Annotated in this window: 9 protein-coding genes; 4 read left to right on the top strand and 5 right to left on the bottom strand. The window is 64.5% G+C overall.

Translation table 11 applies throughout. The annotated features are described in order from the left end of the window. A partial coding sequence (locus WEA77_RS15425) for an acyltransferase family protein (RefSeq protein WP_368068760.1) occupies window positions 1–631 on the bottom strand: 631 nt, incomplete at its 3' end. 157 nt (window positions 632–788) lie between these two features. On the opposite strand from WEA77_RS15425, the gene WEA77_RS15420 reads away from it, so the two are divergent. Further along, a complete protein-coding gene (locus tag WEA77_RS15420; RefSeq protein WP_368068759.1) occupies window positions 789–1,283 on the top strand; it encodes a pyridoxamine 5'-phosphate oxidase family protein in 495 nt (164 codons plus the stop codon). 57 nt (window positions 1,284–1,340) lie between these two features. Here the strand turns inward: WEA77_RS15420 and WEA77_RS15415 are convergent, their stop codons facing one another. After that, window positions 1,341–2,948 (bottom strand): carboxyl transferase domain-containing protein, encoded by a 1,608-nt coding sequence (locus WEA77_RS15415; protein ID WP_368068758.1) that lies wholly within the window; start codon window positions 2,946–2,948, stop codon window positions 1,341–1,343. A gap of 134 nt (window positions 2,949–3,082) precedes the next feature. Between WEA77_RS15415 and WEA77_RS15410 the strand changes: the two genes are divergently transcribed. From WEA77_RS15410 to WEA77_RS15400, 3 genes are all read left to right on the top strand, one after another. Continuing rightward, complete coding sequence (locus tag WEA77_RS15410) at window positions 3,083–4,849, top strand: patatin-like phospholipase family protein (RefSeq protein WP_368068757.1); 1,767 nt, start codon at window positions 3,083–3,085, stop codon at window positions 4,847–4,849. 306 nt (window positions 4,850–5,155) lie between these two features. Beyond that, window positions 5,156–5,485 carry a hypothetical protein gene (locus tag WEA77_RS15405; RefSeq protein ID WP_368068756.1) on the top strand — a complete coding sequence of 110 codons (330 nt, stop codon included), beginning with the start codon at window positions 5,156–5,158 and terminating at the stop codon, window positions 5,483–5,485. Window positions 5,486–5,588: 103 nt separating this feature from the next. Further along, window positions 5,589–6,077 (top strand): SRPBCC family protein, encoded by a 489-nt coding sequence (locus WEA77_RS15400; RefSeq protein ID WP_368068755.1) that lies wholly within the window; start codon window positions 5,589–5,591, stop codon window positions 6,075–6,077. A 630-nt stretch (window positions 6,078–6,707) separates the two neighbouring features. Here the strand turns inward: WEA77_RS15400 and WEA77_RS15395 are convergent. The 3 genes from WEA77_RS15395 to mgtE form a co-directional block, all read right to left on the bottom strand. Continuing rightward, complete coding sequence (locus WEA77_RS15395; RefSeq protein WP_368068754.1) at window positions 6,708–7,880, bottom strand: isovaleryl-CoA dehydrogenase; 1,173 nt, start codon at window positions 7,878–7,880, stop codon at window positions 6,708–6,710. Between the two features lie 41 nt (window positions 7,881–7,921). Beyond that, window positions 7,922–9,121 (bottom strand): lysozyme, encoded by a 1,200-nt coding sequence (locus WEA77_RS15390; RefSeq protein ID WP_368068753.1) that lies wholly within the window; start codon window positions 9,119–9,121, stop codon window positions 7,922–7,924. 120 nt (window positions 9,122–9,241) lie between these two features. Then, window positions 9,242–10,508 (bottom strand): magnesium transporter (mgtE, locus tag WEA77_RS15385; RefSeq protein ID WP_368068752.1); only part of this gene is annotated, 1,267 nt, incomplete at its 5' end.

Genomic DNA, 10,508 nt, shown 5'->3' with positions numbered 1-10,508 from the left:
CCATGGCGAAGAAGGCCATCTGCCCCGGGAGCTGGCGCGAAAGGACGGCGCCGAGGGGGGCGTCGGTGATGCCGGGCATAAGGGCGGCCCATGCTTCACCTGCCAGGTATAGCGCAAGGATGGGGAGCCACCAGAAGCGCCCCATACTCGTCAGTACAAGGAGGATCAGCGGGAGGACTGCGTAGAACATCACCTCGATCTTCAGCGTCCAGAGCGCGCCGTTGACTTCAGTGAAGCGGTTTGCGGCGAAGAGGGCCGGCAGGTTCGGCTCAAGGAAGTTGAGGAAGGCCAGGTTGGCGGCGAGGTATCGCAGCACGCCCTGCCCGTCCTGCGTAAGGGCGAGGCTGATTGCGGCAGGGACGAGGATGACGACGGTATAGGCCGGATAGACGCGGCGCAGGCGCTTGCCGGCATAGTCCGCAAGACCTTTCGAGCGCGCAAGCGAGCCGGCGACGAGCGCGCCGGAGACAATGAAGAAGCCCTGGATACACACTTCGGCGAGCTGCGAGAGCGCCTGTTCCAGGGGGCCGAAGGGGTCAAGGGCAGCGAGCGTGACGGCGTGATAGATAAAGACACCCACCGCCAGAAGGAGGCGGATCAGGTCGAAACGGTTAGAAGCGGGTGTGTGCAAGGGCGGGCGTCCGGAGATGGGCTGAACCTCTCTAGTGAATTGCGCCGGGAGGCGAAAGGGGCCCTGTTCTGGCGGCCGCATGAACGCGTTTTAACACCGCAGGCCGGAACGCCTGCGCGCGAGCGGCGTTCATCCGGCAGACAAAAGGAGTTATTCCATGGCCAGCCTGACGAAGTTTGAAGAGAACCCGCAACACCAGCTGCTGGATGAGATCAAGGGCGCGCGATGCGTGATGCTCGGATCGCCGGTTCCAGGCGCGCACATGCAGCCGATGGCGCCGCAAGTGGATGTCGATGCGGGTGTCATCTATTTCTATTCGGACAATACGAGCGAGCTGGGCGAAGCCATAATGGCGCGCCCGTCCGCCGTGCACCTCTGCCATATCGAGAAGGACTATCAGGCCTGCGTAAAGGGTATGCTGACGCCGCATAACGATCCGGCGATCATCGACAGGTTCTGGAGCCCCCCGGTTGAAGCATGGTATCCGGGCGGCAAGACGGACCCGAAGATGCTGATGCTGAAATTCGAACCGCAGGACGCCGCCGTGTGGGCGTCGGACAAGTCGACCATCGGCTTCCTGTATGAAGTCGCGAAAGCTAACATAAAGGGCGAGTTGCCAGACCTCGGCAAGACCAAGGAATTCGGGCTCTGACCCCCGCTCCGGGCTCGAAGACTGGCCCCATGCCCGGATACGGGTGTGGGGTTTTTTCTACATCCGGAATACGCCGAAGCCGCGCTCACCGAAGGGGGCGTTGAGGCTGGCAGACATCGCGAGGCCGAGAACGCGGCGGGTGTCGGCGGGGTCGATGATGCCATCGTCCCAGAGGCGGGCGCTGGAATAGTAGGGGCTACCTTCGGCTTCGTAGAGATCGCGGATCGGCTGTTTGAAGGTCTGTTCTTCCTCGGCGCTCCACTGGCCGCCCTTGCGCTCGATACCGTCGCGCTTGACCGTGGCGAGGACGGATGCGGCCTGTTCGCCGCCCATAACGGAGATGCGCGCGTTCGGCCACATGAAGAGGAAGCGCGGGCTGTAGGCGCGCCCGCACATGCCGTAATTGCCGGCGCCGTAGCTGCCGCCGGTGACGACGGTGAATTTTGGAACCGACGCGGTGGCAACGGCGGTGACCATCTTGGCGCCGTCCTTGGCGATACCGCCGGCTTCGTATTTCGAGCCGACCATGAAGCCGGTGATGTTCTGCAGGAAGACGAGCGGGATACGGCGCTGGTCTGCCAGTTCGATGAAATGAGCGGCTTTCTGCGCGCTTTCGGAGAAGAGGATGCCATTATTGGCAAGGATCGCCACCGGCATACCATAAAGGCGGGCGAAGCCGCAGACGAGGGTTTCACCGTAAAGCTGCTTGAACTCGTGGAACTCGGAGCCATCCACAAGGCGAGCGATGACTTCGCGCGCATCATACGGCTCGCGTACGTCCTGAGGGACGAGGCCGTGCATCTCGGCGGGGTCGTAAAGCGGGGCCTGTGGCTCGGTCAACTCGAACGGCTGGGGCTTCGGCCTGTTCAGGGTACGGATGATGGAGCGGACGATGGCGAGGGCGTGAGAATCGTGCGCGGCGTAGTGGTCTGCCACACCGGAACGGCGGGCATGGACATCAGCGCCGCCGAGGTCTTCGGCGCTGATTTCCTCGCCGGTGGCGGCTTTCACCAGCGGCGGGCCGCCGAGGAAGATGGTACCCTGCTTGCGGACGATGATCGTCTCGTCGCTCATCGCGGGCACATAGGCGCCGCCAGCGGTGCAGGAGCCCATAACGGAGGCAATCTGGGGGATGCCTTTCGCGCTCATCTGGGCCTGGTTGTAGAAGATGCGGCCGAAATGCTCCCGGTCCGGGAAGACTTCGGACTGGTGCGGCAGGTTCGCGCCGCCGCTATCGACGAGGTAGATGCACGGGAGATGGTTTTCCATCGCGACTTCCTGCGCGCGCAGGTGTTTCTTCACGGTGATCGGGAAATAGGCGCCGCCTTTGACAGTCGCGTCATTGCAGACAATCAGGCATTCCCTGCCCTCGACGCGGCCGACGCCGGTGATAAGGCCGGCGCCGGGGGCTTCACCGTCATACATGCCATTGGCCGCGAGCGCGCCGATCTCGAGGAAGGCGCTGGCGGGGTCAATCAGGCGTTCGACCCGCTCACGGGGAAGCAGCTTGCCGCGCTCGGTATGGCGGCGGCGGGACTCTTCCGGGCCGCCAAGGGCGGCATGGGCCGTTCGGGCTTGCAGGTCTGTCAGCAGGGCTTGCATCGCGCGGCGATTGGCGGCGAACTTCGCTCCGGACACATCCAGCGCCGATTTGAGAACAGGCATGCGATCTTCCTTAACACTTGGGCTGAGGATTACCCGGCGCTCACGCGCATGTCACCGGTTCGGTAACGGATTTATGGTAAACAGGGAGCATGGACGGCTTCCAAACCCCAATCAGAGCGCGCAAGAAACGGGTCATGCAGAACCCCCTCAATCCTGACCTGAAGACGATTCCGTTGCTGAAGGATGTTTCGCAGCGCGCCATGCGTTCTGCAGGCAAAGAGGCGCGCTGGTTCTCGCTGCCGGCTGGGCAGCCGCTGTTCCTGGCGGGGGAGATGGCTGATTCGATCTATTTCGTTGTGTCGGGCGCGCTCGGCGCGTTCGGTGCGGCCAGCGAGTTCGTAGGCCACATCCGCGCCGGAGAGCCGGTGGGTGAGATGGCGCTGTTCCTCGGCGGGACCGACCAGAACGGGGACGGGGTGCGCGAAGACAAGCCGCATACAGGCTCGGTCTATGCGCTGCGCGATTCCGAAGTCGTGGCGCTGTCGCGAACGGGCTGGAACAAGCTGGTCAAGTCTGAGCCGGAACTGCTGGAGGGCATGATCCGGATCATCCTGCGCCGGCTTGGCCGGAGCGGCCAACGCAATGTGGCAACCGTTCCGAAGGTCTACACGCTGCTGGCAACTTCGCCGACCATCGACCTGCGCCTGCGGGCACGGGCGCTACGCGAGGCGCTGTTGCGGTTCGGACAGAAGGTCGCCATCATTGACGAGTTACAGGGCCACGAGAAACCGGCGGCCTTCTTCGACGCACTGGAACACAGCAACGACACCGTGATCCTGATTGCGGCAATCGGCGATACGTCCTGGTTCAAGCTGGCCACGCGGCAGGCGGACAGGATCTGGGTACTGGCGCGCGGCGATGCGCGCCCCTCTGTGCCCCTGATGCCGGAACATACCTCGCCGGCGCAGCGCCTGAAGCTGGTGGACGTGCTTCTGATCCATCCGGGAACGGAACGGCGGGCCGCCGGGCCGCAGGAATGGCTGGCGGCGGCCGGAGCGAACCGGCTGTTCCACTGGTTTGGCGATTCCGATGCAGATGCCCTGCGGCTGGCGCGCGTGATGGCGGGCCGGTCCGTCGGCATCGTTCTGTCGGGCGGCGGGGCACGCGCCTACAGCCATATCGGCGCGATCCGCGCGATCCGCGAAAAGGGCATTCCGATCGACTTTGCCGGTGGGGCCTCGATGGGCGCCGTGATTGCGGCCTGCGTATCGATGGGCTGGAGTGACAGCGAAATCGACTGGCGCATCCGCAAAGCCTTCGTGGAATCCAATCCGCTGGGGGATTATAACCTGCCGGTGGTGGGCATGGTGAAAGGCCGGCGCGTGACTGCGCGGCTGGAGGAGCATTTCGGCGAGACGGAGATCAGCGACCTCAGGATCCCCTTCTACGCCCTCTCGACGAACCTGACCACAGGCAAGGTGCATATCCACCGGTCCGGCAGCCTGAAGACGGCGCTCCGGGCGACCATTTCATTGCCCGGAATCCTGCCGCCGGTGGTGGACGGCGACAACATTCTCGTGGACGGCGCGGTGCTCAACAATTTCCCGGTCGACTGCATGCGCGAGCTGCATCAGGGCTTCGTGATCGGCTCGGACGTGTCCGGCCAGCCAGAAGGGCTGAACCGGGAGGAGTTCGTCCGCCCGCTGAGCTTCTGGCAGTGGGTGGCGCGCAACGGCTTTTCCTCGCCGCCTCCGATTGCCGGGCTCCTGATGCGCGCGGCGACCGTGCGCAACGACCCGAAACTGGGCCATGACCAGGCCGACGTGATCATCCTGCCGGACCTGCCAGGTATCGAGCTGCGGGACTGGTCGGCCTATGACGCGGCCGTGGAGGCCGGATATGTGGCCGCGAAGGCCGCGCTGGAGACCAGCGACATCGCGGCGCTCTGCTGCCCCGCCTAGGCTTTCAGCCTGTTGTAGTATCAACAGCACAGTAAACATGTTGCTGCAGGAACCCCGGATAGATTCTGACTGTCCGGACGTGCCGAAGCATGGATGCAGACCTGCTCGGCAAACTGCCCATTGTCGTCTGCGAGACGGCGCCTGTACGCAACGAATCTGGCGAGATCAGCGATCTCGAAAGGGTGGCCGCCAACCAGTTGATGAACGCGTCCATCCTGCCGGACGGTAGCAGCATTGTCGGCGTGCGGATCTTAGGGTTCGACCCGGCCTGTCGCGGCTCCGAAATGGCGCGCTGCGTGATGGCAGGTGATCCAGACCGGCGAGCCGCGCACCCTCCTCACGCAGAAGGGCCGTGCGGCCAGGATGCTCGGCAAGGTCATGAAGACCATGATCATCCCGGCCGATCGGGGCGCCGTCTCCTGCTCGCACGAGATCACGGACATTGCCGAGGAACGCGGTGATGCGCGCCGCCGGTTCGAACCCGCGCGGGGCGCGTGCGACAACCCGCTGAACGGCGTCATCCTGTCGGACGCCAACAGCAACCTGCTTTATGTGAACCGGGCGATCAGCGAGCTTCCGGAGTATTCGCCGCAAGACGGGGCGGGGCGCAACATCGCGATGCTGCCAGCAGGCTGACGTTGGGTTAGGCCTTTTCGGGCCCGATTGTCCGTAGACGGTTTAGACGAAAGCTGTCACGCCGGGCGCTAGCAGGCGTCCCGTTTGCGCGCAGGAGACACCCATGGCCAAGACGCCCAAAGCCCACAAACAGGTCGGCGAGGAATACCTCGCCGCAGCCAAGCAGGCGAGCGCGGTGCACCGTTTCCCGTTCCCGCCGCAGATGGTGTGGAACGCATTGCTGGATGGGCCGGCCTGGACCGAGTGGCTGCCAATCACCAAGGTGACGTGGACGAGCCCGAAACCGTTTGGCCCCGGCACGACGCGCACGGTGGAAGTGGGCGCGCAGGTGATCGAGGAAACGTTCTTCGCCTGGGACGAAGGCAAACGGATGGCGTTCCGGTTCGAGCGCTCCACCCTGCCCGTGTCTGCGGCGGTTGAAGATTACCGCGTCGTCCCAGCGGACGGCGGATGCGAACTGCGCTGGAGCGGCAAGGCGAGCGCGCCGCTGTTCCTGAGCGGGCTGATAACGGGCCAGCTGACGAAGGGGCTTGTGGACGGGCTGCCGAAGCTGGAGGCGTTGATTGCGGCGCAGCCGGAGCGTTTCAGGTAGGGCTCAGGATTTCCGTCGCCAATTGCATTCCGGGGCGCCATAGGGGTCCTGGCAAGCGCGCCCGAGGCAGGCGATCAGGCCTTCAACGACGCCAGGATTGATGCTGCTCTGGCCTGGTGCCACTTTCTGCGAGAGGGCTTCGCGTTCGCCAGCAAGGGCTAAATCATCGCCCTCCGGAAAAGCGACACTTGCAAGTACATATTCGTTCCATCCGGCGTGACTTTACGCCGGCGGCTTCAACGCGCGGCGGAACAGTTCGGCGGCCTCCTGCGAATCTCCCTCCATCGCTCTCAATTGTCCCTCGTGCCAGTACAGAAGCGACATCTCTCCATTTTCGCTGAAGGTTACTTCACCAGCGGGAAAATCATGTGTCACGGGCGCGCCGCGATCTCTCAGCATGGCATGATAATCGCGGATGAGGTCTGCGCCAGAAGCTCAGCACGCAGGCTTGCTCAGAACTGACTGAATTCCTTCAGCGGACTGATCAAATGACTAATAATCCATTGCCATAAAGACCGCTCGGTCTTGCACACATGACGTCCCGTCCAAAGGCCAGATATTCTGCGCTTCCTGTGACCCGCATGGCACACGCAGCCAATCCGGACAGAGCCAGCATGCCCAGCCAGCGGGTCACGCCGTCTCGTTGAACAGCTCACGCCCGATCAGCCAGCGGCGGATTTCCGATGTGCCCGCGCCGATCTCGTAAAGCTTGGCGTCGCGCAGGAGGCGGCCGGTGGGATATTCATTGATGTAGCCGTTGCCGCCGAGCAGCTGAATGGCATCGAGGGCGAGTTTGGTGGCGGTTTCCGCTGCGTAGAGGATCGCGCCTGCAGCGTCCTTGCGGGCGGTCTCACCCCGGTCGCAGGCTTTGGCCACAGCGTAGACATAGGCCCTGGCGGCGTTCATCTGCACGTACATGTCGGCGAGCTTGCCTTGCACAAGCTGGAATTCGCCGATCGACTGGCCGAACTGCTTGCGGTCGTGGATGTAAGGGAGCACGACATCGAGACAGGCCTGCATGATGCCGGTGGGGCCAGCAGATAGCACGGCGCGCTCATAGTCGAGGCCGCTCATCAGGATACGTGCGCCGGCGCCAACCGGGCCCATGACATTGACCTCGGGCACTTCGCAATCCACGAAGACGAGTTCGCCGGTTTCCGAGCCGCGCATGCCGAGCTTGTCGAGTTTCTGGGCGACCGAGAACCCCTTGAAACCGCGCTCGATCAGGAAGGCGGTGATGCCTTTCGAGCCTGCGTTCGGATCGGTCTTGGCATACACGACGAGCGTGTCCGCATCCGGCGCGTTGGTGATCCACATCTTGGTGCCGTTAAGGACGTAACGGTCGCCCTTCTTGTCGGCGCGCAGTTTCATCGAGACGACGTCGGAGCCAGCGCCGCTCTCGCTCATCGCGAGGGAGCCGAGGTGTTCGCCGGAGATAAGCTTGGGCAGGTAGCGCGTCTTCTGGTCGTCATTGCCCCAGCGGCGCAGCTGGTTGACGCAGAGGTTCGAGTGCGCGCCGTAGGAGAGGCCGACCGAGGCAGAGGCGCGGGAGATTTCCTCCATCGCGACGACGTGTTCGAGATAGCCGAGGCCGGTGCCGCCCCATTCCTCTTCGACGGTGATGCCGAGGAGGCCGAGCTCGCCCATCTTCGGCAGCAGGTCGCGCGGGAACTTGTCCGTCCGGTCGATCTCCGCCGCACGCGGCGCGATTTCGTTCTGGGCAAAGTTTTTCACGGTTTCGCGGATCATGTCCGCAGTTTCACCGAGATCGAAGTTCAGCGAGGGATATGCGTTCGGAATCATCGGGCCTTCCTATCAAGGACGCCCTGCCCTGTCACCGTTTGTCAGTCCTGACGGGTGAGGGCGCGGTAGAGATAGTAGCTGGCGATCAGGAACAGGAAACCGCCGCCAAGGGCGAGGACCGGGCCGGCATAGACATCGCCGGTGCGCAGGACCGGGCGCGCGGCCTGTGAGACGAAGCGCTCCACGCCCGCGATGAGGCCTACAAGGCCGAGGCCGGAGAGCAGCGCGTAGGGCGCCCAGGCGCCGAGATTGTGGATTGCAGCGGTGTCGAGGTCACCGTTCTCCTGGATGGCGCGCTCGAGGTCGCGCTGGTCGACCTGCATGATCTCGAGGTCATCGACGACAACACCTTCTGCCGGCGGCAGGGCGGCCAACGTATCGTCAGCAAGCGAACCGGTTGCAGGGCGCAGCATGCGGCGGCGCTCGATGCCTTCGGGCGGTCCTTTGGCGCGCTGGGGCGGCGCGGCGGGCGAGAGCGGCGCGGCGACCGGCTCGTCGCCGACGAGGGCCTTTACGGCGTCGGTGATCTCTTCTGGCGTGGGGCCTTCGCCCTGGACCACCGGCGGCAATGGCGGCGAGGGGGGCTGGGGCGGCGCCTCGCCGAGGATCCGGGCGATGCGCTCGCTGACGGCGCGGGCGGCGGCCTGCGTGGAGTTTTCAGGCGCGGCGGCGGGCGTTTCGCCGGTGACACGCGGGCCGATGGTGACGGAGCTGGCGCCGGGGCCGGTTTCCTCGTCGTCGAGGCCTTGCTGGGCCAGCGGACGGACAAGCGCGCCCGGAATGGCGGCGCGGCCGGCGGGGTGTTCGAGGAAGTGGGCGATCTCGGCGGCGCGGCGGCGGGCCAGCGCATCGATCACCCGCAATTCGCCGGAGACATTGGCGAGGCGCCAGGCCCACATGGCATTGGCTGCCAGGGCGCGGTCGCCCGCATTGAGGGCAGCGACGACATCTGAGGCGGCAAAGGCTTCCGGGCCGATATTGAAGGCGAAGGAGACAAGTGCGTCGAATTCGTTCTGGCTGAGCGGGGTCAGCACCTGTTCGGCAATCTGCTGCTCGATCTGGGGCAGATCGTGATGGCGCAGGATGAGCGCGGCGTCGCGGGTCGTGATCTGCAGGCCGGCGCGGGCGGTGGCCGTATGGCCGTAGCCGATCAGCCAGCCGCCACCGGGCAGACGTGCTGCACGCGGGCGGAAGCCCTCGAAGCTCTGTATGAGCTCGATACCCTGTACTGACGTGCGCATGGGACGGGCCAAACCCACTAGCTCCCGTTGTGGTACATCCGGCGAAATGCCTACAAGGGCGCCCTGCAAGACGCGCGCCCATTCGCCTCCAACGCGAGATTCGGCTGAAATTCCGTCTGTTTACAAGAGGACGAGGCTCGCAAGGCCGAGGAAGCTGAAGAATGCCATGACATCGGTCAGAGTTAATACGAATACTGATGAGGCTACAGCAGGATCCGCACCGAGGCGCTTGAGGCCGAGGGGCACCAGGATGCCGGAAAGTCCGGCCCAGAGGAAGGTTGCGAACATGGCGGCGGCAATGACGAGGCCGAGGCCGGTATCGCCGAACCAGAACATCGCAATCAGGCCGACCCCGGCGCCGATCAGGAGGCCGTTAATGGCTGCCGCAAGGAACTCGCGCATAATCGCGCGCCGGGCGGCGGTGGCGCCGAGCTGACGGGAAGCAATAGCGCGAACGGCCACGGCGAGGCCCTGGCTGCCGGCATTGCCGCCAAGGGCTGCGACCACGGGCATCAGGATGGCGAGGGCGACGACCTGTTCGATGGCGCCTTCGAACATCGCGATGATCGCCGAGGCGATGAAGGCGGTGAACAGGTTGATGGCAAGCCATGGAAGGCGCGCTTTTACCGTTTCAAGGACCGTGTCCGACGCATCGGCCGAGGACACGTTCGACAGGGCGAGCAGGTCTTCGGAATGCTCGGATTGCATGACATCGACCATGTCATCGACCGTGATCATGCCGACGAGGCGGCCGGCGATGTCGGTAACGGGGGCCGAGGCGAGCGAGTATTTCTGGAACTGGAAGGCGACGTCTTCCTGATCTGTGGATGTGTCGAGCGTGGTGGTCGGCTCGCTCATGATGTGTTCGAGCGGCGTCTCGCGCGGCTGGCGCAGGAGGTTCGCCAGCGAGACAATGCCGAGCAGGCGGTGCGCGGGGTCTGTGACATAGACATCGTAGAAGACTTCCGGCAGCTCGGTGCCGAGGGTGCGGGCGTGGTCAATGGTCTGGCCCACCGTCCAGAACTCCGGGACCGCGACGAACTCCGTCTGCATAAGACGGCCGGCGGTTTCTTCTTCATAGCCGAGGCTGCGCTCGAGTTCGGCGCGGTCCACCGGGGCGAGGTCTTCGAGGATGCGCTCGCGGCGATCGTCCTCGAGGTCCTCGAGGATGGTGGTGGCGTCATCTGAGTCCAGTTCGTCGAGGGCCTGCGCAACCGCCCGGTCCGGCAGCATGTCGACGGCGTCTTCGCGGTAGGAATCGCGCAGCTCGATCAGGATTCCAGGTGGCAACTGGCCGCCGAGCAGCTCCACCGCTTCTTCGAATGTATCGTAGTCCAGCGCTTCGAGGGCATCGGCGGCGTCCGCCGGGTGCATGCGCCTGAGGGTG

The sequence above is a fragment of the Hyphomonas sp. genome, assembly GCF_040882205.1.
In the GTDB taxonomy this organism is placed as follows: Bacteria; Pseudomonadota; Alphaproteobacteria; order Caulobacterales; family Hyphomonadaceae; genus Hyphomonas.
The sequence above is the reverse complement of the archived record's forward strand: the minus strand, read 5'-3'. Positions and strand labels throughout refer to the sequence as shown.

Excerpts from the sequence above, each read along its gene's own strand:
- WEA77_RS15400 (WP_368068755.1), top strand. The coding sequence starts at position 5,589 with ATGGCCAAGACGCCCAAAGCCCACAAACAGGTCGGCGAGGAATACCTC.
- WEA77_RS15410 (WP_368068757.1), top strand. The coding sequence starts at position 3,083 with ATGCAGAACCCCCTCAATCCTGACCTGAAGACGATTCCGTTGCTGAAG.
- WEA77_RS15415 (WP_368068758.1), bottom strand. The coding sequence starts at position 2,948 with ATGCCTGTTCTCAAATCGGCGCTGGATGTGTCCGGAGCGAAGTTCGCC.
- WEA77_RS15390 (WP_368068753.1), bottom strand. The coding sequence starts at position 9,121 with ATGCGCACGTCAGTACAGGGTATCGAGCTCATACAGAGCTTCGAGGGC.
- WEA77_RS15395 (WP_368068754.1), bottom strand. The coding sequence starts at position 7,880 with ATGATTCCGAACGCATATCCCTCGCTGAACTTCGATCTCGGTGAAACT.
- WEA77_RS15420 (WP_368068759.1), top strand. The coding sequence starts at position 789 with ATGGCCAGCCTGACGAAGTTTGAAGAGAACCCGCAACACCAGCTGCTG.